The sequence below is a fragment of the Nocardia seriolae NBRC 15557 genome (assembly GCF_007990715.1).
GTDB lineage: Bacteria > Actinomycetota > Actinomycetes > Mycobacteriales > Mycobacteriaceae > Nocardia > Nocardia seriolae.
The window spans coordinates 1-24,959 of record NZ_BJWY01000055.1 but is presented as its reverse complement, the minus strand read 5'-3'; the positions used below and the strand labels follow the sequence as shown (position 1 = coordinate 24,959).

General features: G+C 69.0%; 15 protein-coding genes and 1 pseudogene. 7 read left to right on the top strand and 9 right to left on the bottom strand.

The window, feature by feature from the left end; genetic code table 11:
* Both NS2_RS18020 and NS2_RS18015 read right to left on the bottom strand, forming a co-directional pair.
* Entirely contained in the window at positions 1-909 is a 909-nt protein-coding gene (locus NS2_RS18020) for an immunity 49 family protein (RefSeq protein ID WP_033088629.1), read from the bottom strand.
* A gap of 117 nt (positions 910-1,026) precedes the next feature.
* Positions 1,027-2,628, bottom strand: a complete 1,602-nt coding sequence (locus NS2_RS18015; protein ID WP_033088630.1) for a DUF2207 family protein — start codon at positions 2,626-2,628, stop codon at positions 1,027-1,029.
* Between the two features lie 347 nt (positions 2,629-2,975).
* On the opposite strand from NS2_RS18015, the gene NS2_RS18010 reads away from it, so the two are divergent.
* A complete protein-coding gene (locus NS2_RS18010; RefSeq protein WP_261772291.1) occupies positions 2,976-4,025 on the top strand; it encodes a neutral zinc metallopeptidase in 1,050 nt (349 codons plus the stop codon).
* 61 nt (positions 4,026-4,086) lie between these two features.
* On the opposite strand, the gene NS2_RS18005 is transcribed toward NS2_RS18010, so the two are convergent.
* Together NS2_RS18005 and NS2_RS18000 are read right to left on the bottom strand one after the other, a co-directional pair.
* Positions 4,087-5,385 (bottom strand): ammonium transporter, encoded by a 1,299-nt coding sequence (locus NS2_RS18005; RefSeq protein ID WP_033088632.1) that lies wholly within the window; start codon positions 5,383-5,385, stop codon positions 4,087-4,089.
* Positions 5,386-5,490: 105 nt separating this feature from the next.
* A complete protein-coding gene (locus NS2_RS18000) occupies positions 5,491-6,324 on the bottom strand; it encodes a hypothetical protein (protein ID WP_033088633.1) in 834 nt (277 codons plus the stop codon).
* Between the two features lie 393 nt (positions 6,325-6,717).
* Here NS2_RS18000 and NS2_RS17995 point away from each other — a divergent pair, with 393 nt between their 5' ends.
* The 5 genes from NS2_RS17995 to NS2_RS17975 all read left to right on the top strand — a co-directional run bounded on the left by NS2_RS17995 (position 6,718) and on the right by NS2_RS17975 (position 18,768).
* On the top strand, positions 6,718-9,576 hold the full coding sequence (locus NS2_RS17995) for a DNA polymerase III subunit gamma and tau (RefSeq protein WP_033088634.1): 2,859 nt from the start codon (positions 6,718-6,720) through the stop codon (positions 9,574-9,576).
* A 255-nt stretch (positions 9,577-9,831) separates the two neighbouring features.
* Positions 9,832-11,043, top strand: coding sequence for an acetyl-CoA C-acetyltransferase (locus tag NS2_RS17990; RefSeq protein ID WP_033088635.1), 1,212 nt, complete (start codon positions 9,832-9,834; stop codon positions 11,041-11,043).
* 111 nt (positions 11,044-11,154) lie between these two features.
* Positions 11,155-13,308 carry a 3-hydroxyacyl-CoA dehydrogenase NAD-binding domain-containing protein gene (locus NS2_RS17985; RefSeq protein ID WP_036548973.1) on the top strand — a complete coding sequence of 718 codons (2,154 nt, stop codon included), beginning with the start codon at positions 11,155-11,157 and terminating at the stop codon, positions 13,306-13,308.
* A gap of 351 nt (positions 13,309-13,659) precedes the next feature.
* On the top strand, positions 13,660-17,178 hold the full coding sequence (locus tag NS2_RS17980; RefSeq protein WP_261772290.1) for a serine/threonine-protein kinase: 3,519 nt from the start codon (positions 13,660-13,662) through the stop codon (positions 17,176-17,178).
* A gap of 90 nt (positions 17,179-17,268) precedes the next feature.
* A complete protein-coding gene (locus NS2_RS17975; protein WP_033088637.1) occupies positions 17,269-18,768 on the top strand; it encodes an alpha/beta hydrolase in 1,500 nt (499 codons plus the stop codon).
* Positions 18,769-18,783: 15 nt separating this feature from the next.
* Here NS2_RS17975 and NS2_RS17970 read toward each other — a convergent pair whose 3' ends face one another.
* The 5 genes and pseudogenes from NS2_RS17970 to NS2_RS38470 all read right to left on the bottom strand — a co-directional run.
* Complete coding sequence (locus NS2_RS17970; protein ID WP_033088638.1) at positions 18,784-20,100, bottom strand: class I SAM-dependent methyltransferase; 1,317 nt, start codon at positions 20,098-20,100, stop codon at positions 18,784-18,786.
* On the bottom strand, positions 20,097-21,527 hold the full coding sequence (locus NS2_RS17965) for an FAD-binding oxidoreductase (protein ID WP_045438126.1): 1,431 nt from the start codon (positions 21,525-21,527) through the stop codon (positions 20,097-20,099). The genes NS2_RS17970 and NS2_RS17965 overlap by 4 nt, the downstream gene beginning before the upstream one ends.
* Before the next feature lie 189 nt (positions 21,528-21,716).
* Complete coding sequence (locus NS2_RS17960) at positions 21,717-22,655, bottom strand: WD40 repeat domain-containing protein (protein WP_036548963.1); 939 nt, start codon at positions 22,653-22,655, stop codon at positions 21,717-21,719.
* The gene (locus tag NS2_RS17955) at positions 22,610-23,191 is read right to left on the bottom strand and encodes a WD40 repeat domain-containing protein (protein ID WP_033088641.1); all 582 of its coding nucleotides are present in this window, start codon (positions 23,189-23,191) and stop codon (positions 22,610-22,612) included. Before NS2_RS17955 ends, NS2_RS17960 begins: the two co-directional genes overlap by 46 nt.
* Positions 23,192-23,315: 124 nt before the next feature.
* Positions 23,316-23,633 (bottom strand): annotated as a pseudogene (locus NS2_RS38470) (toll/interleukin-1 receptor domain-containing protein); the annotation flags it as partial.
* 76 nt (positions 23,634-23,709) lie between these two features.
* On the opposite strand from NS2_RS38470, the gene NS2_RS17945 reads away from it, so the two are divergent.
* Entirely contained in the window at positions 23,710-24,954 is a 1,245-nt protein-coding gene (locus NS2_RS17945) for an ArsB/NhaD family transporter (RefSeq protein WP_147207221.1), read from the top strand.
* Positions 24,955-24,959 lie beyond the last annotated feature (5 nt).

Here is a 24,959-nt window from a genome sequence, read left to right as displayed (position 1 = left end):
TCATTGCGATCGCGCCGAATGGAAGCCGTACAGCAATCCCGGGGGCAGATACGCGGGGGTGAGGCTCGGGCGCAGGCCCCGATCCACGGCCAGGCAGGTGACCGCGAGCAGCGGCCAGGCGATGAAGCCCTCCGGATCCAGCCACCGCTGCGGAGTGTCCCAGAATCGCCGATGGAACTCCAGTCCCTCCACCAGTGCGGTCTCGAATTCGGCTGCCTCGCCGCGCAATACGGCGTCCAGCAGACACAGCGCGGAGTAGGCGATGGTCAGCGCGTAGTCGTCGGCGGCGAGGGATTGGGCGTCGACCGCGGCCTCGATGCCGTCCACGATGACCGTCTCCGCCGCCGGGTCGCCGGTCCACACCCGTTGCCAGGCATCGGCCCACAGGTACAGGCAGGCTTCGGCCGGGTGCCCGGTGCGGGCGGTCGCCGCCAGTGGGTAGCCCGGAGCGCCGGGCGCGCCCAGCAGGAGGGCCAGCTGTTCCCGGTCGCGGGTGACGAGCGCGGGCCACAATCCGTTCAGCAGATCCGCCACCGTCGGCGGCACGACCGCACCGCCCCCGGCGGGCACCACCCACGCCGTGCCGTCGAGCGTCACCTCGATCGGCTCCTGCCCGGCGGGCCGCGCGACCGAGCGCAGCCGGGCCGTCTGCGCCGCGGCCGCATCCGCCGCCGCCTGCCGCAGCGGAGCGGAATCGCCGTGCGGATCGTCCAGGCTGAGATAACCGGCGATGGCCCGCGAACACCAGGCCACGTCGGCCAGCACCGCCTGCGGATGCTGCGTCAGGAACTCCTGGCGCAGCGCGGTGGTCCGCACTCGGACCGCCCGCCCGAATCCGGCATCGGTATTGCGGATAGCTGTTGGATAGCTGAGATTCTGGGCGTTCAGTGTCAGATGGCGATCGATCATGGGACCGCTGGGAATGTTGGCGTGGCCCGCTCTATTGCTGAGAGATTGCTCACGACGCGACAATATCGGACCTCCGCGTCCCGTACATCGGTCGGTGTATCGGTCGGTCCCCGCTTTTCAGCGCTGGTCGGCGGGTCGGAACAGACCCTCGACGGCGGTGATGAAATACGGGAAGTGCGCACCGAATCGGTGTAACCGGCGATCGTCCTCGAAGCCGCCGAACCAGTACAGGCCCGGACTGCCGTCCGCGGTCGGATCCAGTTCGCGGAAAGTGCGCACCCACTGGTCACCCCGGCGCGCGGCCACCAGGAACGGCAGCGCCCGGGAGAACACCAGCTCCTGATCCGCGGCCGGAACCCGCTGCGGCGCAATCGCGTCCAGGCCGCGCTGCATGGCCCGCACCTGCCCGGTCAGCTCCCGGCCCAGCGCCGTGCGGGCGGGCAGATAGCGGGGCAGCAGTACCGCCGCCACCCCGCCCAGGGCAATGGCGACCCCGACCAGCGCGTGTCGCTGCGGGCCCAGCGCCAGCGCCACGGTCGCGATCACACCGAGCGCGATCAGGCCCGCCCCGAGCCAGAATTCGATACCGCGGCGGGTCCGGTCGACGAATACCCCGGCCGCCACCGCGTCGTCGATCAGCGCGGTGCGCACGGCCCGCGCATCGATCCGGCCCCGGCGCTCGGACAGCAGCGCCGAATCCGCGCCCTCCGGGATCAGGGCCGTGTAGACGGTGCGCTCGTAGGCGGTCAACTGGCCGTCGGGCGGATTCAACCGGGCGAAGCGCCAATCCGATTCGCCGGCCGCACTCCCCCCGAGATAGTTGCGCACCGCCAGATCCACCACCGTGGCCGCCATGTCCGGCACGTCGGCGTGGCCGTCGAGCAACAGCCCGGCCGTGCTCGGCAGCATGCCGTCCGGGGAGGTGAACTCGACGCGATCACCGGTGCGCACCAGCGGATCCAGCACCTCGGTCCCGGCCGGACCCGAACGCCGCGACCACACCACGTAACCGGCCGCCGCGGCCAGCGCCGCCAGCAGCGCCGCGAAGGCGGCGAACACCGGGGCGGTCAGCGAGAACACGCCGGGTGCGTTGTCATCGCGGACATCGGCATTGGCCTTGACTGTGTGCGGCGGCAGCTGCAGCGTCACATCCAGGATGTCGCCCTTGTGCAGATCCGTCTTCTCCAGATGCGCGAAACCGTCCGGCTCGACGCGAATATCGGTGCAGTCCTGGGGATTTCCCGGCGGGCCGATGGTGCACTTGGTGACGCCCATGCGGAAGCTCGGGCTCGACACCGTCACATTGATCGACGCCACATCGGTGTTCAGCACCCCGGTGTACTGGAACACCTGCGCGCCGGTGGCATCGGTGACGGTGTTGTGCACTGTGTACTTGAAGGTCGCCGAACCGGGCCGCGCCGTAATGCTGAACCGGTCGTCGGCCACCTTCGCCTCGCCGTCCCCGTCGGCGGACACCTCGGTGACCTCGAAATTGCGCTGCACCCCCGAGCCCACCCGCACCCGCAGCGGCACGATCTGCCGAAACTCGCCGCCCTCGGGCACTTTCACGGTCTCGGTGACCCGCAGCAGTCCGTCATCGCCCAGATTCACATCGGCGGTGATATCCACACCGGCCGACTGCGCCCGCGCGGCCGGCGCCGCCACACCCGCCATCGCGAGCAGCAGCGCGACGAGAGCGGCCCCCCGAAAAATCTGCATGACTGGCTACTCTAGCCAGCTTGCTATCCTTCCTCAGCGGCAAGTCGCAGGTCTATGGAGCCGGCAGGTTATCTCTGAGGAACGAGGGGGTGCGGGGGATGACTCGCCCACCGTCCGATCACGGATCGACGCCCCCGGGTCGGGGCCCGCGCGGAAACCAGCCGCCGCAAGGCAATCCCCATCAGCCGCCGGGCAATCCCTACCCGCCGCAAGGCAATCCGCAGTTCCCGGCGTCGCCGCAGGGCTTTCCGGCGGTGCCGCCGCAGCGCCCGCAGGGAAACCCGCCGGGGTATCCACCGCAGCGACCCGGTTATCCACAGCAGCCCGGTTATCCACAGCAGCCCGGTATGCCCCGCCCCGGTTATCCACAGCCCGGTGCCGCACCCCGACCGGGTTATCCACCGCAGCAAGGCTTTCCGCCGCCGTCCGGTTACGGCCAGGCCGCACCCGGCTATCGCGCGCCGATGCCGCCGCCCGCGGTCGCGCCGCCGACCGGCGCCATTCCGATGGTCCGTCCCGCGCCGCCGCGCCGCGGCCGCGTCGGGGCCCTGCTGACGATCCTGGTGTTGGTGGTCGCCGCCGTACTGTTGCGCTCGGCCATCACGACCGGGCTGCATACGGTCACCGCGGGCTCGAACGTCAAGACGACTTACTCCGGTGATTCCGGCAGCGAGAATCGCGGCGTGCAGGAGACCGCGAACAATCCCTTGCTCACCAATGCCGATTACACCCTGCTGCCCGCCAAATGCGCCTATACGCAATGGGGTACCCAGGTCGACGTGGCGCGGAAATTCTTCGAAACCGCCGCCGACTGCCTGCACTCGGCGTGGAAACCGCTGTTCGACAAGATGAATCTGCCGTTCGAGGAACCGAAGCTGAAGGTCTCGGCCGACACCAAGGGCATCACCACCCTGTGCACGGGCAGCAGCAATAACTTCGCGGCCTTCTACTGCTCGGCCGATACGACCATCTATATGCCGATCAGCCAGTTGCAGACCGATCTGTTCGGCAACAACTGGGTGGTCTACCTGTCGGTCTTCGCCCACGAATACGGCCACCACGTCCAGGCTCAGGCGGGCATTCTCGGCAAGGTGCACAACCAGCGCCGGGACGCGGGCGCGCGCAGCGATCTCGGCCTGGAACTGTCGCGCCGCACCGAACTTCAGGCCCAGTGCTTCGACGGCATGTACCTGTCGTCCTCGAACAACGGCGGCTCGCTCACCACCGCCCAGATCGGCGTGGCCCGCAATGACGCCTACCACCGCGGCGACGCGCCCGGCGATATGCGCGATCACGGCACCGCGCAGAACATGGGCGGCTGGGTCGAGATCGGCTACGACAAGGACCGCGCCATGCAGTGCAACACCTTCAGCGTTTCCGCGAGCAAGGTGAACTGACCCGGAAGGAACTCGAGCCCCGCCGCTTTCGCGACGGGGCTCGTGACATTCGGGGAACCGCTCAGTGGTCGAACGGCTTGCCCGCCCGGTGCGGTGCGTGCCCGTGCACGCCCTCGGCGTAGGCGGTCTCCGCGTGCAGTGCGAAGTCGATACCGCCGACCTCGTCCTCCTTGGTGATCCGGAAACCGATGGTCTTGTCCAGCACCTTGCCCAGCAGGTAGGTCACCCCGAAGGCGAAGGCCGCCACCGTGATCACACCGACGGCCTGCTTGCCCAGCTGGCCCAGCCCGCCGCCGTAGAACAGGCCCTTGGCGCCGCCGGTCATCACCGCGGAGGCCAGCAGGCCGATCAGCAGCGTGCCCATGATGCCGCCCATGAAGTGCACGCCCACCACGTCGAGCGAATCGTCGTAGTTGCCCTTGAACTTCCAGCTCACCGCGAACGAACACACCACGCCCGCGACCAGACCCACGACCACCGCGCCGATCGTGGTCACCGACCCGCAGGACGGCGTGATGGCCACCAGTCCGGCCACCGCGCCCGAGGCCGCGCCGAAGGTGGTCGGCTTGCCGTCGCGCCGCGCCTCGACCACCAGCCAGCCCAGCATGCCCAGGCAGCCCGCCACCAGCGTTTTCAGGAACACCGCCGCGGCAATGCCGTTGGCGGCCAGGGCCGAACCGGCATTGAAGCCGAACCAGCCGAACCACAGCAGGCCCGCGCCCAGCAGCACGAAGGGCAGATTGTGCGGCCGCATGGCATCGGTCTTGAAGCCCACGCGCGGACCCAGCACCAGCGCCATGGCCAGCGCCGAAGCGCCCGAGGCGATCTCGACCACCAGGCCGCCCGCGTAGTCCAGCGCGCCCAGCTTGGTGAGCCAGCCGTCCGGCGTCCACACCCAGTGCGCGATCGGCGCGTACACGATCAGCGCCCACACCGGCACGAAGATCATCCACGCCGAGAACTTGGCGCGGTCGGCGATCGCGCCGCTGATCAGGGCCACGGTCAGAATCGCGAAGGTGAGCTGGAAGGTGACGAACAACAGCTCCGGCACCGCGGCCCCGCTGTTCTGATCGACCACGTGCAGTGTGTTCGGATCGATCCCGGCGAGCCCGAAATGTCCCGGGTCGCCGATGATTCCGCCGCCCGCGTCATCTCCGAACGCCGCGCTGTATCCACCCAGCAGCCACGCCACGGTCACCAGCGGAATCGAGATGAAGCTCATCATCAGCATGTTGAGCACACCGCTGGAGCGCACCATGCCGCCGTAGAAGATCGCCAGCCCGGGGGTCATCAACAGCACCAGCGCCGTGGCGGCCAACAGCCAGGCGGTAGCCGCCGGGTCGAGGTGGGGTGTCGGCATTCGGTAACTCCTTCCACGCGCGATCGCGTTTCGTGGAAGTTACCGAATCCTCACGTTAAGCCGCTGTTACAAATATTCGAGTTCGGACACCTGCCCGTAACACGTCTAGCTGCGGCGTTCCTTGACCTTTTTGGCCAGGGCGCGCAATCCGCGCGGGCCGGGCACCGGATTGCCGTCCTCGAGCGCCATCCACTCGGCGGTCACCAGCCACTGCTGCTGGGCCCGGGCGTCGGCTGTGTCGTTGAACACGCGCCGACCCCGGTCGTCGCGCAATTCGTAGGCCAGCACCGACCAGCGCGGCGGCCGTCCGTGCTCGGCGACCTGGTCGCGCAGATAGGCCGCGACCAGCGTGCCGATGGTGTTCACCGGCCGCAGTGACACCCGGTTTCCGTACCGCGCGGCATGGAAACGCCTTCCGGCGCACAGGGATCGGGGCGTGGCGTCGTAGGCGATCCAGCCCGCGCGCTGGGCCCGCTCGATCAGCCACAGATGCTTGATGGCGGTCGGCGGAATCTCGCCCACCCGGTCGCGGATCAGCGCGATGATCGGTTCGGTGAGCAGAATGTCGCGGCGCGTGGGTCCGGTGCCGTGCGCGAGCCAGTATTCGTCGGTGAGCTTGGCCAGCGCCCGCCCGAAGTCGTCGATGCTGCGCTGCGCCCGGCGGCCCAGCCGCTCGATGCGCTCGGCCTCGGCTCGCATGTCGTTCTGCACGATGAGGGTGCGAATGGCGGCCAAGGTCGGGACCTGACCGCGCTGCAGCAATTCCAGGATCGCGCCCGCGGTGGCCGGATCGGCGGCGGCGGATACCGGTAGGGAATCGCGCTTGATGTCGTAATCGTGCGGGCTGATGGCGCGGCTGAGCAGACCGGCAGCGGCGTTGTCGCCGGCGAATTCGGTACTGGAGAGCCAGGCGGTGGCGATGAGGTCATGCGACGGCACTTGGGCATTTCCTCCGGGAGATTTGGTTGTGCCCCGGTCGGGATGAGGGACCGGCCGGGGCAACCAACCTGATGAAGGTTTGGCTACCGAAGTTGCCGATGTCCACGGTAGCTAAACGATTGCGATCTTGCTGCATCGATTGGCCGGATCGTTATGTCCGCTCTGTGGAGTTGAAACAGAACGCAAGTCTGTATCTGGTGATGTTGCAGGTGAGGCGCATTCGGCAATTCCTCTCTAAAAATACGCTAAGAATTAGCTGAAAAGATCAGGCAGGGTTTCGAGTCCAGTCCGGTCGGTATCTACCGAGCCTCGGATTGCATGTGAGTTACGTCACAATACGGATGGCTCGACAGCGAATCACTGCGTGTCAGTGGGGGCCGGTAACCTTCCCCCGTGGCTCTGTACCGGAAGTACCGACCGGCAACGTTCGCTGAAGTGGTGGGTCAGGAGCACGTCACCGATCCCCTGAGTATCGCGCTCGACACCGGGCGGATCAGTCATGCGTACCTGTTCTCGGGTCCGCGCGGATGCGGCAAGACCTCGTCCGCGCGCATTCTCGCGCGCTCGCTGAACTGTGTGCAGGGCCCGACCGCCAAGCCGTGCGGGGTCTGCTCGTCCTGCGTGGCGCTGGGCCCGGGCGGTTCCGGCAACCTCGATGTCATCGAGCTCGACGCCGCCAGCCACGGCGGTGTGGACGACACCCGCGAACTGCGCGACCGCGCCTTCTACGCACCGGCCGAGTCCCGCTACCGCGTCTTCATCGTCGACGAGGCGCACATGGTCACCACCGCGGGCTTCAACGCGCTGCTCAAGATTGTCGAGGAGCCGCCCGCCCACCTGATCTTCGTCTTCGCCACCACCGAGCCGGACAAGGTGCTGCCCACCATCCGCTCGCGCACCCACCACTACCCCTTCCGGCTGCTGCCGCCCGCCACCATGCGCGGCCTGCTCGGCAAGATCTGCGATCAGGAGAACGTGCAGGTCGAGGAGTCGGTGTACCCCTTGGTGATTCGCGCGGGCGGCGGTTCCCCGCGCGACAGCCTCAGCGTCCTCGACCAGCTGCTGGCGGGCGCGGGCCCCGAGGGCGTCACCTACCCCCGCGCGGTCTCCCTGCTCGGCGTCACCGACGTCGCCCTCATCGACGACGCCATCGACGCCCTCGCCGACTCCGACGGCGCGGCCCTCTTCAGCACCATCGACCACGTGGTCGAGGCGGGCCACGACCCCCGCCGCTTCGCCACCGACCTCCTCGAACGCCTCCGCGACCTCATCCTGCTGCGCGCCGTCCCCGACGCCACCGACCGCAACCTGGTCACCGGCCCCGGCGACGTCATCGACCGCATGCACGCCCAGGCCGAGCGCCTCGGTCCCGCCACCCTGGCCCGCCACGCGGAACTCCTGCACGAGGGCCTCGGCGACATGCGCGGCGCGACAAACCCCCGCCTCCTCCTCGAGGTGATCGCCGCCCGCATGCTCCTCCCGGCAGCCTCCACCGCCGAAACCGCCACCCTCCAACGCCTCGAACAACTCGAACGCGGAATCGCCGGCGGCACAATCACCTCCGCCCCGCGGCAGGCCGCACCCGCCCAGCAGCATGCCCAGGTCGCTCCGCAGCAGGCCCCCGCGACCCCGGCCGCCTCCGCGGCCGCCGCCGCACCTCAGGGCCGTCGCGGTGCTGCGGCTCTGGCCGCCATGCGCGCCGAAAAGTCCGGCGCACCAGTGTCTCCCGTTGCCGAAACGGCATCCGCGCAGGTCGCTCAGGCACCTGCCCCGGTAACTGAGGCACCGACACCGGCAAATCAGGCGCCCGCGCCGGTAACTCAGGTGCCGCCCGCGTCGGCTGCAGCGAATTCCGCCTCGCAGCCTCCGGTGCGACCGACCGAATCTGTGCCGCCCGCAACGGAATCGGCCGCGGCGTCCAGCGATGTCGCGGCTCCCGCGGCTTCAGCCGCATCGGGTAACACCACGGTCCGGCCGCCGGAACTCGGTCCCACCGCAGGCGCTCCGACTGTGGAAACTGCTCCGGCTGCGGAAACCTCAGCGCCTGCGGCGGAAGCCTCAGCGCTCGTGGCCCAGCCGAGCGCCGAACCGGCCGCTGCCCCGATGGTCGCCGCGCCGGAAGCCGCTACTGCGCCCGATATGATCGAATCGCCGCAGGGGCTCGCCGCTCCCGCCGCGGTACGCCAGGTCAGCGCCGCGCATCCGGCGGAACGGGCAGCCGCGCAACAGCTTTCGGCCGGTGCCACGGCAGCGGACCGCGAGCCGGTATCGCCCGAGGCGTCGGTGGAACAGGCGGCACCGCAGGTTTCCGCCCCTGTCGCGGCATCGGAGCCGTCCGCCCCAGTGTCGCTCGAACCCGCTGCGGTGCAGCCGGTTTCCCACCCGAATCCAGTTGCCGCCGAGCCTGTGGCTCCCGTCGCCGCCGAGCCTGCCGCTCCCGTCGCCGCCGAGCCCGCGGTCGCTGCGGTCGAGGTCCCCGCCGCCGGGGGCGATGCCGTGCTGGCGGAGATCGAGGCGGCGTGGGCGGATATTCGGGCCAAGGTGCGGGAGTTCGGGGCGGCGGTGCATGCGCTGTTGTCCGGGGCGAGTGTGGCTCGGGTCGAAGGGGAGACGATTGTCTTCGCGCATCAGCACGCGCCGCTGGCGCAGCGGTTGTCGCAGCCGCAGTACCTGGAGGCGGTGCAGTCGGCGGTCAAGGCCGTGCTGGGGCGTGAGCACGGGGTGAAGTGGGAGGTCGGCGGGGCCGGGTCGGGTGGTGCGGTGCAGGTGGCTGCCGGTCGGGGGCCCGCCGCTGCCGCGCCCGCGCCTGCCGCGCCGAAGAAGGCGGCGCAGAAGTTCTCGCGGCCGAGTCAGGCCAAGGCCGCGGCGGCGGCCCCGGTGGCCGAACCCGCGCCGAGCGGGTGGGGGAGTCCCGCACCCGCGGCGCCGGCGGCGCCCGCGCAGCCCGCGACGCCGCCTGCGGATTCGGGTCCGGCGGGCGGGGATCCGTTCGACTCCGGTGCCGCGCGGTTCGCGCCGCCGGAGGACGATATTCCGCTGCCTGACGGGCCGGACCTTCCGGATGATCCGGGGCCGGGGGACTACTCGCCGGTAGGTTATGACGGCGTCCCACCTGCTACTACGCCGGAGGAGGAGCGGGAGATGCTGGAGGAGTCGGCCAAGCCGGTGCCTCCGGAGGAGCGCCGCGACCCGGATGAGGTGGCCCTAGCGCTTTTGCGGTCGGAGTTGGGGGCCACACCTCTCGAGGGTTGACAGTTCGCCTGCGGGGCAGATTAAGTTAACCGGAGTTCGCATAGTTCGGTACTATGATCGGGTGGCCGTGAGTATCGGTTTCGCGAGGTTCTAGGGTATGCCCAGGCGTACGGGCTACTGGAGCGTCAACAAGCCTGCTCGGGACGCTGTTTGTACAGCGTCTAGGCGATCGGACCGTAAGGCCGGTCGGCGAGGTTACCCGCGGCCGCTCCGCACAACGCGGTGACGGCGCACCCAAGAGAGGAAAACTCCGATATGACCACAGAGGCCTACATTTACGAGGCCATCCGCACCCCGCGCGGCAAGAACCGTGGCGGGGCGCTGCACTCGGTCAAGCCGATCGATCTGACCACCGGTCTGGTCGAGGAGCTGCGGAACCGGTTCCCGAACCTGGACGAGGATCGCATCTCGGACATCATCCTTGGCTGCGTCTCGCCGGTCGGTGACCAGGGCGCGGACATCGCCCGCACCACCGTGCTGACCGCGGGCCTGCCCGACACCGTCGGCGGCGTGCAGCTGAACCGTTTCTGCTCCTCGGGCCTCGAGGCCGTGAACCTCGCGGGTGCGCGCATTCGCGCGGGCTTCGACGACCTGGTCATCGCCGGTGGCGTCGAGTCCATGTCGCGTGTCCCGATGGGCTCCGACGGCGGTGCCATGTTCATGGACCCGAAGACCAGCTACGACGCCTACATCGTCCCGCAGGGCATCTCGGCCGACCTGATCGCCACCATCGAGGGCTTCACCCGTGACGACGTGGACGCCTACGCCGTCCGCTCGCAGGAGCTCTCCGCCGAGTCCTGGGACAACGGCTACTTCTCCCGCTCGGTCGTCCCGGTCAAGGACATCAACGGCCTGACCGTGCTGGACAACGACGAGCACATGCGCCGCGGCACCACCGCCGCCGACCTGGGCAAGCTGAAGCCGGCCTTCGAGGGCATCGGCGAGATGGGCGGTTTCGACGCCGTCGCCATGCAGCGCTACACCTACGTCGAGAAGATCAACCACATTCACACCGGCGGTAACTCCTCCGGCATCGTCGACGGCGCCGCCCTGGTGCTGGTCGGCAACGAGGCCGCCGGCCAGGCCTCGGGCCTGAAGCCGCGCGCCCGCATCGTCGCCGCCGCCACCTCCGGCGCGGACGCCACCATCATGCTGACCGGTCCGACCCCGGCCGCGCACAAGGCCCTGGCGCAGGCCGGCCTGAAGCCGGAGGACATCGACCTCTACGAGATCAACGAGGCCTTCGCCTCCGTCGTGCTGAAGTTCCAGAAGGACCTGCAGATCCCGGACGAGAAGCTGAACGTCAACGGCGGCGCCATCGCCATGGGCCACCCGCTGGGCGCCACCGGCGCCATGATCCTCGGCACCATGGTCGACGAGCTGGAGCGCCGCAACGGCCGCTACGCCCTGCTGACCCTGTGCATCGGCGGCGGCATGGGTGTCGCCACCATCATCGAGCGCGTCTGACGCCCAGCGGCGCGAGCGTCAGGGCCCGGAGGCGGCAGCCTGCGTAACCACGTAGGGCCCCGCTCACGCCGAATTCGACAGAGACTTTTCTCAAGGGAGACACGAAAAACTATGACCGAGAACATGATCGGCTGGGAAAAGGACGCCGACGGCATCGTCGTGCTGACCATGGACGACCCGAACCAGGGCGCCAACACCATGAACCAGCTCTACAAGGACTCCATGCGGGCCACCGTGGACCGCCTGGTCGCCGAGAAGGACGACATCACCGGTGTCGTCATCACCTCCGCGAAGAAGACCTTCTTCGCCGGCGGTGACCTCAAGAACATGATGCAGACCACCAAGGCGGACGCCGCGGCCATCATGGAGGAGCTCACCTTCATCAAGAGCGACCTGCGTCGCCTGGAAACCCTTGGCAAGCCGGTGGTTTCGGCCATCAACGGCGCGGCGCTGGGCGGCGGCCTGGAGATCACCCTGGCCACCCACCACCGCATCGCGGCCGACGTGAAGGGCCTGCAGCTGGGTCTGCCCGAGGTCTCCCTCGGCCTGCTCCCGGCCGGTGGCGGCGTCACCCGCATCACCCGCATGCTGGGCATCGCCAACGGCCTGATGGGTGTTCTGCTGCAGGGCAACAAGTTCAACGCGCAGAAGGCCAAGGCCACCGGCCTCATCCACGAGGTCGTCTCCTCCGTGGAAGAGCTGGTCCCGGCCGCCAAGGCGTGGATCAAGGCCAACCCCGAGGGCGGCGTGCAGCCGTGGGATGTCAAGGGCTACAAGATCCCGGGCGGCACCCCGTCCAGCCCGGCCCTGGCCGCCAACCTCCCGGCCTTCCCGGCCAACCTGCGCAAGCAGCTCAAGGGCCAGAACATGCCGGCCCCGCAGGCCATCATGGCCGCCGCGGTCGAGGGCGCCCAGGTCGACTTCGACAACGCCTCGCTGATCGAGTCGCGCTACTTCGTGTCCCTGCTGACCGGCCCGGTCGCCAAGAACATGATCCAGGCGTTCTTCTTCGACCGGTCGCACATCAACAACGGCGGTTCGCGTCCCAAGGACGTGCCGAAGCGTGAGATCAAGAAGGTCGGCGTGATCGGCGCGGGCATGATGGGCGCGGGCATCGCGTACGTCACCGCCAAGGCCGGCATCGACGTCGTCCTCAAGGACGTCACCATCGAGGCCGCCAACCACGGCAAGGACTACTCGGTCAAGCTCGAGGAGAAGGCCCTCTCGCGTGGCAAGACCACCGAGGAGAAGTCCAAGACCCTGCTGGACCGCATCACCCCGACCGCCGACGCGGCCGACTTCGCGGGCGTGGACTTCGTCATCGAGGCCGTGTTCGAGAACCCGGAGCTCAAGGCCAAGGTCTTCGGCGAGATCGAGGACATCGTGGACGCCGACGCGCTGCTCGGCTCCAACACCTCGACCCTGCCCATCACCCTGCTGGCCAATGGCGTGAAGCGGGCCGAGGACTTCATCGGCATCCACTTCTTCTCGCCGGTCGACAAGATGCCGCTGGTCGAGATCATCAAGGGCGAGAAGACCTCCGACGAGGCGTTGGCCCGGGTGTACGACTACACCCTCGCCATCCGCAAGACCCCGATCGTGGTGAACGACTCGCGCGGCTTCTACACCTCGCGCGTGATCGGCAAGTTCATCAACGAAGCCATCATGATGCTCGGTGAGGGCGTCGACCCGCAGACCATCGAGCAGGCCGGTCTGCAGGCGGGCTACCCGGCGGCACCGCTGAAGCTGTCGGACGAGCTGAACTTCACCACCATGCAGAAGATCTACAAGGAGACCGCCGAGGCCATCGTGGCCGCCGGTGGCGAAATCGACGCCGCCTCCGGCGCGACCGCGCAGATCCTCGACAAGCTGGTGGGCGAGTTCGACCGCAAGGGCAAGGCCGGCGGCGCGGGCTTCTACGACTACGTCGACGGCAAGGCGACCGGTCTGTGGGCGGAGCTGCGCTCCACCTTCAAGACCTCCACCGCGCTGCCCGAGGGTGTCACCCTGCAGGACCTCAAGGACCGCATGCTGTTCGCCGAGGCCATCGAGACCCAGAAGTGCTTCGACGAGAACGTGCTGACCTCGACCGCCGACGCCAACATCGGCTCGATCTTCGGCATCGGCTTCCCGGCTTGGACCGGTGGCACCCACCAGTTCATCGTGGGCTACCCGGGCGGCCAGGAGGCCTTCGTGGCCCGTGCCGACGAGCTGGCCGCCAAGTTCGGCAGCCGGTTCGAGGTTCCGGCCTCGCTGCGCAAGTAGGCCGGAGGCGGTCACCCCGCTGAGGCTTTGAAATCGAGGACCCGGGTCGCGTTATCGCGGCCCGGGTCTTTGCGATAGACGGGGTATGAACGGGGTGGGGCGAGCGGCCCGCAAGGGTGCGGAATCATGCACACGTGGCCGGAGTCCGCGCTACGTTGGAATAGGCGCGGGTAGAACACCGGAAACAGCCCGTACGTTCGGTACGCGCTCGTTCCGGTTGGACGGTGGCAGTTCGAGGTGGTCCAGATGAACCCACAGGCGCGCCCAGGGGGCTCGCGGAGTGAGCAGACCCCTCCCGAAAACTCCACGCAGGCATACCTTCCCATCGCCATTACCGATGAACTCGACGCGATGGGGTTGTTCGACGCGGAGGAGATCGGGCGGGGCGGGTTCGGGGTGGTGTATCGCTGTGCCCAGCGGTCCCTGGATCGGGTGGTGGCGGTCAAGGTGCTGTCCACCGAGATAGACGAGGACGGCCTGGAGCGGTTCCTGCGCGAGGAACATGCCATGGGACGGTTGTCGGGCCATCCGAATATCGTCGACATCCTGCAGGTGGACGTGACGCCGAGCGGGCGGCCCTTCATCGTGATGCCCTATGCCACACGGGGATCGCTGGAACAGGTGGTGCGCGACAGCGGGCCGCTGTCCTGGGTGGACTCGCTGCGGGTCGGGGTGAAACTGTCGGGGGCCATCGAGACCGCGCATCGCGCGCAGGTGCTGCACCGGGACGTGAAACCGGCCAACGTGCTGCTCAGTCGCTACGGCGAGCCGCAGCTCACCGATTTCGGAATCGCCCGCATCCCAGGCGGTTTCCGCACCTCCACCAGCCTGATCACCGGTTCGCCCGCCTTCACCGCTCCCGAGGTGCTCAAGGGCGACGAGCCGACGGTGCGCTCCGACATCTACGGCCTGGGCTCCACCCTGTTCGCCCTGCTGACCGGGCACGCCGCCTACGAACGCCAGGCGGGGGAGAAGGTCATCGCCCAGTTCCTGCGCATTACCAGCCAGCCGGTTCCGGACCCGCGGGAGCTGGATATTCCGCCAGATGTGGCGGCGGCCATCGAGGCCGCCATGGCGCCGGACCCGGGCGATCGGCCGGGCAGCGCCGTGGAATTCGGCGACCTGTTGCGCACCGTGCAGGGCGAGCACGGGCACGTGCCGGACGAGATGGCGCTGCTGGACGGCGAGGAGCAGGCCGGGGAGGGCTCGGATTCCGCTGCCACGCAGGCGTATACGCGCCAGCGGACGCATACGGTGGTGACCGCGCCGCGCAGTCCGTCGCTGACGCTGCGACCCATGGGAACGCCGGGCACCCGGTCCCAGCCCACCGGACATGCGCTGCCCACCGGAAATACCTTGCCGCCCACGGCCGTCACGAAATTCCGGCCGCCGACCCCGGCGCGGGAGCCGGTGCCGCGTCCCCGGCTGCTGGAGATCCTGCGCGCGGGCGGGCCGCGCCGCCTGGCGGTGATCCACGGCCCGGCCGGATTCGGCAAGAGCACCCTGGCCGCCCAGTGGTGCGCCGAGCTGACCGCGCGCGGGGTCGCGGTGGCCTGGATCGGCATCGACCGCGACGACGACAACGAGGTGTGGCTGCTGGCCCACATCATCGCAGCCATCCGCAAGGTGCGCCCGGAGATCGGCGCCGGGCTGGAGCAACTGCTGGAGGAGCGGCCCGCCGAGGCGGTGCCGTACGCGGTGTCGGCGCTCATCGACGAGGTGCAGGCCGCGGGCGACGAGGTGGTCGTGGTGGTGGACGGCTGGCATCGCATCACCGATGCCGGGGCGCAGCGGGCCATGGAGTCGCTGCTCGACAATTGTTCGCACCATTTGCGTTTCGTGATCACCAGCCGGGAGCGGGCCGGGCTGCCGTTGAGCCGCCTGCAGGTGGCCGACGAACTGGTGGAGATCGGGTCCCCGCAGTTGCGGCTGACCGCGCCCGAGGCCCGGCAGATGCTCATCGAGCGCATGGGCCTGCCGCTCAGCGATCGCCAGGTGGAGCAGATCCACACCGCCACCGACGGCTGGCCCGCGGCGATCCAGCTGGCCGGGCTGTCGTTGCGCAACCGGGTAGCGCGGGACGCGGCGGAGGGCGACGTGGATCGGCTGATCGCCGGGCTCTCCGGCGACAACCAGGCGATCCGCGAGTACCTGACCGAGAACGTGTTCGACACCATCGAGCCGCGCATGCTCGAATTCCTCAGTGCCATAGCGGTTCCCGAGCGGGTGAACGCCTCCCTGGCCGAGGAGCTGACCGGCGCGAAGGATGCCGCCGAGCTGCTGGATCAGGCCGAAGCGCGGGAGCTGTTCGTGCACCGGCTCGTCGAGGATCCGAGCTGGTATCGCATGCAGCCGATCATGGCCGAGCAGCTGCGCGCCCGCCTGGACCGTGCCGGGCAGCTGAAGAAGTTGCACGGCAAGGCGTCCCGCTGGTTCGCCGCGCACAATCTGATCCGCCAGTCGGTGGATCACGCGCTGGCCGCCACCGATCTGAACTACGCGCTGGATCTGGTCGAGAAGGGCGGCATGGACCTGATCGACAGCTCCCGGCTGGCCACGCTGTTCGGGACGGTGTCGAAACTGCCGGTGCAGCAGGTGGCCTCGCGTTCCAAGCTGCTGATGGCGCTAGCCCGGGCGAATGTGAACCTGCAGCAGTCGGGCGCGGCGCGCACCGCGCTGGGCCGGTTGTCGAACATGCTGGCGCGCAGTTCCAACGACGACACCGAGGCGGTGCACCAGCGCTGCCAGGCCGCTGTGCTGGCCGCCGCCGACCAGGTGGCCCGGGATCGCACCGACGGGGTGCTGGACACGATCGCCGAATGCCTGAAGCTGGCCGACGAGCTGCCGCCCTGGACGGTGTCCACGGCCGCGAATCTGGCCTCGTTCGTGCGGCTGTGCGACTTCGACTTCGAGGGCGCGCGCAGCATGCAGGAGTGGGCCGCGCCGTATCACGCCCGCTCGGCCGACCCGCTGGGCGAGGTCTTCGGACTGTGCGCGCAGGGTGACGCCGCCTACGAGCAGCTCGATATCGACGCCGCCACCGGGTATTTCGAGCAGGCTTGGCGCACCGCCCGCGACCGCGCGGGCTCCCGATCGCACTCGGTGCGGGTGGCGGCCGCGCTGCTGGGCGAGGTGGCCTACCGCCGCGGCGATCTGGACCGGGCCGAGCGGCTGCTGGACCAGAGCCACGAACTCACCGCCCGGGTCGGTCCGGTCGACTTCCTGGTCACCATCTTCGTGGGCGGCGCCCGGGTGAAGGCGGTGCGCGGCGACCTGGAGACCGCGGCCGCCCGGCTCGACGAGGGCGCTCGAATCGCGGCCGAGCGCAAGCTCGTCCGGCTGGCCGCCCAGGTCCGCGCCGAGCGTTTCCGGCTGGGCCTGCCCGCGGATCCGCTGACCGCCGGACTGGTCACCGACCCCCCGGTCCGCGCCCTGCGCCATGCCACGGGCGCCGCCGCCCTGGCCGCCGAGGCCGAGGAGATCGCCACCATTCGGGCGCTGCTGGCCCGCCACTACCGCGGCGAGGACCGGGCCGCCGACGATCTGGCTCCGCTGGGCACCGACGACACGGCCGTCAAACGGGCGCGGGCGCTGCACTCACGCATTCGCGAACAGCACCGGCCCCGCGCCGAACTCGACTCCGCGCTGCTGCTGGCTGAGTGCCTCTCGGTCTCGGGGTGGCTGGGCGAATCCATCGCGGTGCTGACGCCGGTGGTGATTCGCTGTGCGGCCCTGGGCTGGTCGCGGCCGCTGCTGGATGCCGGGCCGGGCGTGCTCAATATCCTGCGCACACTGCGGCACGAGATGCCGCTGGGCGCGGACGTGGAAGGGCGGGAGGTGCCGCGGCGGTTCCTGGACTCGCTGCTGTAGCGCGGTCGATCAGCCTTCGCGGAGCTGATTCACAGCGTTTCCCGAGGAACAGCGGCGACAATCGCCGTCGTGTTCTCACCCCGCGAGCCGATGCCGTCGCTTCCCTTCGGGGTGCAGTCTCCGCCGCTCGGCCCGCCGCCCGCGCCGCGGGCCCCGGCGGCCCGGACCGGGTATCCGGGCTTCCACCACGGGATTTCACTGCTGCACGGGTGGGTGCCGCAGGTGGCCGCATTCGTGGCGGTGCTGCTGCTGGTGCTGGCTTTCGCGCGGTTCACCCGGCGGTGGTGGCTGCTGTGGATGCCGGTGTGCGCGGCGGCGGGCGGCGCGGCAGCCTGGGCGGCGTGGACCTACACCGACAATCAGGGGCTGGCCTCGGATCCGGCTCCGGTGCTGCTGTGGGCCTGCGTGGGTGCGACGGGGGCCGGACTGGCGGCCGCGATCCTCGGGCTGTGGACCGGGGCGTGGTGGCAGCGCACGGCGGCGATCCTGGCCGTGCCGGCGGCCCTGCTGTACACGGGCGTGGTGCTCAATCAGTGGGTCGGCTACTACCCGACGGTGCAGGCGGCGTGGGATGCGGCCAATGCCGATCCGCTGCCGCATCAGGTGGATCAGGACGAACTGGCGGGGCTGCGCGATACCGATGTGGGTTCCGGCCGGATCGTCGAGGTGGATATTCCGGAGTCCGGCAGCGACTTCCGCCATCGCAGCGAATACGTGTACCTGCCGCCCGCCTGGTTCGCCGGCGACCGGCCGCCCGCGCTGCCGACGGTCATGATGATCGGCGGCGAATTCAATACCCCGGCGGACTGGGTGCGCAGCGGCCAGATCATGCCCGCCGTGGACGATTTCGCCGCGAAGAACAATGGCGTGACACCGGTGCTGGTCTTCGTGGACTCCGGGGGCAGCTTCAACAACGACACCGAGTGCGTGAACGGCCCGCGCGGTGATGCCGCCGACCACCTCGTCAATGATGTTCCGGCCTATCTGGAGTCGGCCTTCGGGGTGGCGAAGGACCCGGCGCGCTGGGCCGTGGTCGGCTGGTCCATGGGCGGCACCTGCGCGGTGGATCTGGCCGTCATGCACCCGGAGCAGTTCGGCACCTTCGTCGATATCGCCGGTGACCTGGGGCCGACGGCGGGCACCAAGGAGCAGACCATCAAGCGCCTCTACGGCGGAAACGCCGACGCCTGGGCGCAATTCGACCCGCAGACGGTGATGGCGCAGCACGGGCCGTACACCGATGTCGTCGGCCTCTTCGACGACCTGACCGCGCCCAAGCGCAATAGCAACGGCAATGACGCCAATGCCAATGGCCGGCAGCAGAATCGCTATCCCGGCCAGCCGAAGGTGGCCGAGGAACGGATCGGCAAAGGCGGCCGCGACGGCGTCATGGACACCGACGAGGAGGGCGCGGCCGGGCAGCTGTGCGATGAGGGCCGCAAGGTCGGCATCGACTGCACGGTGTACACCACCGTCGGTGGGCACACCTGGCAGTTCGCCGCTGCGGCCTTCACCTCCTCATTCCCGTGGCTGACAGCCAGATTGGGCATTCCGGTTGTGGGCCTCGGGGGTTTCAGGGGGAACCCCTGAGAGCTACGAGAGTTGTTATGCCTTCCACCACGGGCGCAGCGGTGCCGTCCAGACTTGATCGGCACCGAGCTTGACGCCCAGAATCTGGTGCAGCTGCACCACATTCCGTTCGAACCCGAGCTGACAGCCCGCCATGTACAGCCCCCACACCTTGGCGGTGCCCTCGCCGACCTCGGCCACGGCCGCGTCCCAGTTCTTCACCAGGTTGTCGCACCACTCGGCGAGGGTGAGCGCGTAGTGCTGGCGCAGGTTCTCCTCGTGCAGCACCTCGAGACCCACGTTCTGGACCTCGGTGATGATGCGGCCCGAGCCGGCCAGCTCACCGTCGGGGAAGACGTAGCGGTCGATGAAGTCGCCCGCCTTGGTGATCCGGGTGTTGTCCGGCCGGGTGATGGAGTGGTTCAGGAACAGCCCGCCGACCTTCAGCTTCGATTTGATGAACTCGAAGTAGGCCGGGTAGTTGTGCACGCCGATGTGTTCGGTGAGCCCGATGGAGGACACCGCGTCGAAGTCGCCCTCGCGCACGTCGCGGTAGTCGGAGTGGCGCACCTCGGCGAGGTCGGACAGGCCCTCCTCGGCGATCTTGGCCTGTGCCCACTCGGCCTGCTCGGCCGACAGGGTCGCGCCGATGACCTTGACACCCTGCTTGGCGGCGTAGCGCACCATGCCGCCCCAGCCGCAGCCGATATCGAGCAGCCGGTCGCCGGGCTTCAGATTCAGCTTCTCGAAGACCAGGCGGTACTTGTTCTCCTGGGCCTCTTCCAGGGTCCAGGCCGGATCCTCGTAGGTCGCGCAGGTGTAGGTCATGGACGGGCCCAGCACGTACTCGTAGAACGTATTGGAGACGTCGTAGTGGTGGTGGATGGCCTCGGCGTCGCGAGTCTTGCTGTGCCGCAGCCCTTCCAGGGCGATGCGCCGCCAGCGCGGCATGGCCTCCTGCGGCGGCGGGGCGACCGGCTTGAGCAGCTCCCAGCCCAGCGAGCGGGCGATGACGACCAGCTGCATGGCGGTGGGGCGGCGGAACGTCATGCCCGCCATGGCCTTCAGCAGCTCGTAGGGGTCGCCCAGGGCGACGCCGGTGACGGCCAGATCGCCGGAGATGTAGGCCCGGGCCATGCCGAGATCGCCCGGCGCGGTGGCGATGTAGTTGACCCCGCGCGGGGTCAGGATCTCGAGCCCGAACTCCGAGTCCTGCGGTCCGGCGGTGCTGCCGTCGTAACAGCTCAGCCGGATGGGCACGGGGCCGTCGAGCAGGGTCTCGAAGATCTCGGCAATGCTGAGTTTGGTTCCGAGCTCCGCGAACACCTCGGAACGATCCTTGAATGTGGTCACTTGCGTTGCACCGCCTTCGAATACAGATCCAGTAGACGAGAATCCGGGTCGTAGCGTTTCTTGAGGGAGGAGTAGGTGCTGCCGCCGTAGTAGAGGGCGGCGAACTCATCCTGGTCGTAGTAGGCGTCCGAATACAGGGATTTGTGACCGTCCAGTTCGGACACTTTGCGCTCGATGGCGCGGTTGGCCGCGCCCTCGGGCTGTCCCGGCACGGTCGGAACCGCCGACCAGAAGCCAAGATTGACGTAGGTGCGGCCGGGCTCCAGCGGATACAGCGGCCAGGGGCGTTCGCCCTCGCCGTCCCGCAATCGCAACGGGCACAGCCAGATCGGCTCGATCGGGATCTCGCGCAGGAACCACTCCACGAAATCCGCGGTGTGCTCGATGGGGACCTCGATGTCCTGCACCACCCGCTCGCGCGGCGGATTCCCGTGCCGCGCTTCGATCTTGTCGCCGATCGCGTATTTGTGATCCAGCGCGATGAGCTTCCAGTAGAAGCTCGAGCGCCGGTACCGCTGGGGCCAGAAACGCCGGATCTTCGGGTTCTGCGCTCCGAAAGCCCGTGAGCACCAGAACCAGTCGGTGTCCCAGCGCCACAGGTAGTCGTGAATGGTCAGCCGATCCCGCTTGGGCTGCTTCGCGTCGTGCTGGATGGAACGGTAGAAGATGTCCTGGCCGGTGTAGTCGCCGACCGGGCCGGGCTCGTCGGTCTGGCGGCCCAGCACCAGGTAGCTCTCGTCGGCGGTGAAGACCACGCCGTCGAGGTAGTCGACCGGTTCGCCGTCCCAGGCGCGGTCCGCGATGATCGCGACCATGGCGGCTTCCAGTTCCCGCAGGTCGTGAAACCTGATGTGCCGCAGCGCGACAAAGGGCTGAACCTTTTCCAACTCGATCTTGAGCCGCGTCGAATACCCCAGTGTGCCGTACGAATTCGGGAATCCGCGGAACAGATCGGCGTGCTCGCCGTCCCGGGTCGCGGTGATGATCTCCCCGGCCCCGGTGAGCACGTCGATCTCCAGCACCGATTCGTGCGGCAGACCGTTGCGGAAGGAAGTGGACTCGATGCCCAGCCCGGTGACCGCGCCGCCCAGGGTGATGGTCTTCAACTGCGGCACCACCAGCGGCGCCAGCCCGTAGGGCAGGGTGGTGGCGACCAGGTCCTCGTAGGTGGTCATGCCCGCCACGTCGGCCGTGCGGGCCTTCGGGTCCACGGCGATGACCTGCGTCAATCCCGAGACGTCGAGGCCCGGCGCGGTGGTGCGCGCCCGAGCCCGGAAGAGATTCGAGGTCTTCTTGGCCAGGCGGACGTTCGCATCGGGCGGGATGGCCCGGTACGAGGCCAGCAGCCGATCGACTCCGGCCTGATGCGCGGCGAAACCTGATTCCTGTGCGGCCGGTGCGCGGCCGGCCTTCCCCAACAGACTCACTGCCACCCTCGGAAACCTAGCGTGCACCGACCGGTACGGCCAGCAGGGGAGCACCGGCGGGGCGGTTTTTCACGCACAGTTTGCATGCGTGTCGGCAAGCCTTACCTGCCATCCTGCGAGTCTATTCCCCCTGTCGTCGTGATGATTGTTACTCCAGCTAACAATTGAATTGCGGTGTGCCGCCACCCATCACAGGGGCTCGTCCGGCTCGATCTGGCAGATCTCGGCCAGATACGGGTCCAGTTCACCGGGTTCGAAGCGGCACATGCCGATCACGTGCCAGAACTGGCCCGCGGTCAGCCCCTCGGTCTTGTAGCGGCCGTCCGGCGTGAACGCCACCCAGCCCTCGGGCAGCCCGAGCAGGGTGGCGCGCAGGCGGGGCGCCGTACCTGGTTCCGCCAGGGACCACAGCATGATCGAGCCGTCGTTGCCGCCACTGGCCAGCAGCCGCCCGGCGGGGTCGAAGGTCAACGAGCGCACCCGGTTTCGATGCCCGTGCAGGGTGTGCAGGTGCCTGCTGGTGGTGACGTCCCACAGCCGGATCACCAGATCGTCGCCCGCCGTGGCCAGCAGACCCGACCCCGGATCCACGGCCACGCACCACAGCCGCCCGCGATGCAGGTCCAGCCGGTGCAGCGGCGGGCCGCCCGCCAGACTCCAGATGCGGACCGTGCCGTCCCAGGAGATGCTGGCCAGCCGCTCGTCGTGGAAGACCACCCCGTAGACGCGATGACCGCCCGGGCCGCCCCGATAATCCGGATCGGACAGGGTCCGGACCAGCTCGCCGGATTCCACCGACCAGATCCGGACATGGCCGTCGTCGCAGCCGGTGGCCATGCGCGCGCCGGTCGCGTCGAAGGCGATGGAGCGCACCCGCCCCCGATGCTCGGCGCAGACCGCGTGCTCGCCGCCGGTCTCGCGGGTCCACAGGGTGACGGTGTCGTCGTCATTGGCGGTGGCGATGAAGCGGGCGGTGGGGTCGTAGGCGATGGCCCAGACCGGGGCGGAATCGACGGTGATATCGCGTTCCGCGGTGTCCGCCTCGATATCGAAAACCCGCAGCCGCCCGGCATTGCCGACGGTCACCAGCTGCGTCGGAGCGGCCGGGCTGAAGACACCGGATCCCACAGGCCCAGGGCGGCGTCCGCGCCCCCGGCCGCCAGCAGGGCGCCCATCGGATCCCAGCAGACGCGCCGGACCGGCCCGGCCGCGCCCTGGAAGCCGCCGACCTCGGCGCCGGTGGCGAGCTGCCAGATCCGCACCGCGCCATCGTGATACACGGCGGCCACCCGATCGCGGTGGAAGGCGATGCTGTAGACGCGTTGCGGCACCCCGCCCGGCGGCGGGAACTCGTGCACCTGCTCGCCGTCGGGGAGCGCCCACAGCCGCAGCGTGCCCGCCGCGTCACCGGTCGCGAGCAGTGTTCCCGCGGTATCGGTTTCGAGCGGCCACGGCCAGCGCTCGTGTCCGGACAGCACTTTTCGGATCGCGCCGCTGGCGGCGTCCCAGATCCGCACGGTGCCGTCGGCCGAACCGGTGACCAGCACCTTCTCGGTGTAGGCCACCGCGAAGGTGCGGTCCCGATGGCCGTGCAGGGTGCGCAGCGTCCGGCCGGTATCGGCGCCGTAGACCACCACGCTGCCGGAATCGCAGCCGATGGCCACGGTGCCGCCGTCGGGGCTGAAGGCCAGCGGCCGGGGCAGTCGGCCGCTGCTCCGAGAGCATGCGCTCGACCCGGTCCAGCACCAGCCGCCGCACCTCGCCCGCATCCCCGATACCGAGCAGATCCAGGCACCCGACCCCGGAGGGCAGCCACTCCAGCGAACAGTCACTGACCCGAATGGCCAGCAGCTTCCCCGGATCCACATCCAAGGCGGACTGCCACTCTTGATTGGCGTGCCGCGAGGACACATAGTTCTGCGTCAGCATCGCCACCACCAGATCGGCCTCCCGCACCCCCCGATGCATGAAGTCCCCGTAATTCGTCCCCGGATCGAAATCCCAAGACGATAAGACCGTTCGGTACCGGCCCTCCTCATGCTCCAGCTGCCAGGCCAGCCAGATAGCCCACCGTTCATCGGCCGGCGAATAACTCGTGAAGAGCACCCGCGCCGCCCGCCCACCCCACAGCGTCACGCCGTCCAGTATCCCGTGACCCGCCCGAGCATGCGAAGATTTCCCAATGCCCGAAGAGCAGGAGTCCGGCCCGTCCTCCGCTCGGGCTCGTATCGTCCTGCGCTGGCGGCTCAGCGTCCTGGACACGGTGCGGATCGGTCTGCTGGTGGTCGGGTTGCTCTGTGTGGCAACCGGATTGCTGCCGCGGGCGGATGCGGCGGCGAATATGCGGCGGATCGCGCCGCTGCTGTTGTTCCTGGGCAGTGTGACCGTGCTGGCGAATCTGGCGCGGCGGGCGAAGGTGTTCGATGTGATCGCGCATCGGCTGGCGATCGTCGCGGGCGGGAACTATGCCGGATTGTTCCTGCTCTGCGTGTTGTTCGCGGCTACCACCACGACCGTCCTGAACCTGGACACCACGGCGGTATTGCGGACGCCCGTCATGCTCGCGCTGGCGGTGCCCGCGCGGATTCCGCCGCTGCCGCTGGCCATGACGACGCTGTGGCTGGCGAATACGGCCGGTTTGCTGCTGCCGGTGTCGAATCTGACCAATCTGCTGGCGGCCGACCGGGTGGCGCTGGACGCGACCGGGTTCGCGGCGAGAATGTGGCTGCCGCAACTGCTTTCGATCGCCATGACCATGGTGTGCCTGTGGTGGTGGTATTGGCGCAGGTCGCAGCGCGGGGTCGAGCGGTATGTGGTGCCGGAGCCGATTCGACCGGCGGATATGCGCGAGCGGGTGCTGCTGTACGCGTCCGGGGGCGCGTGCGTGCTGTTCGTGCTGGCGATTCCGTTCGTGGGGGATCGGATAGCGATCGCGGCCACGGTGGCCGCGGCCATCGCGGTGGCGGCGTTCGCGCGCTACGACCGCGCGGCGCTGCGGTTCTCGCTGTTCCCCTGGCAGCTAGTGGTCTTCGTCTCCGGGCTGTTCCTGGTCGTGCCCACGCTGTCCGCGCACGGGCTGTCGAGTGTGATGGATCGCCTCATCGGGGATGATTCGAGCGCGCTGGGCGCGTTCCGGGCGGCGGGCGCGGGCGCGGGCCTGTCCAATCTCGTGAACAACCTGCCCGCGTACACGGCCGGCGAGGCGGTGATCCCGCACGGGGAGCGGAATCAGTTGCTGGCCTTGCTGATCGGGACGAATATCGGCCCGATCGTGACGCCGTGGGCCTCGCTGGCCACCCTGCTGTGCCTGGAGTTCTGCCGCACCCATGAGGTGAAGGTGCCCATGCGCCGGTTCGTGCTGACGGGTCTGGTGTCGGCGGTGGCCGCGACCGCCGCCGCCACCGCGGGCCTGCTAGCCACCGGCTAGTGTCG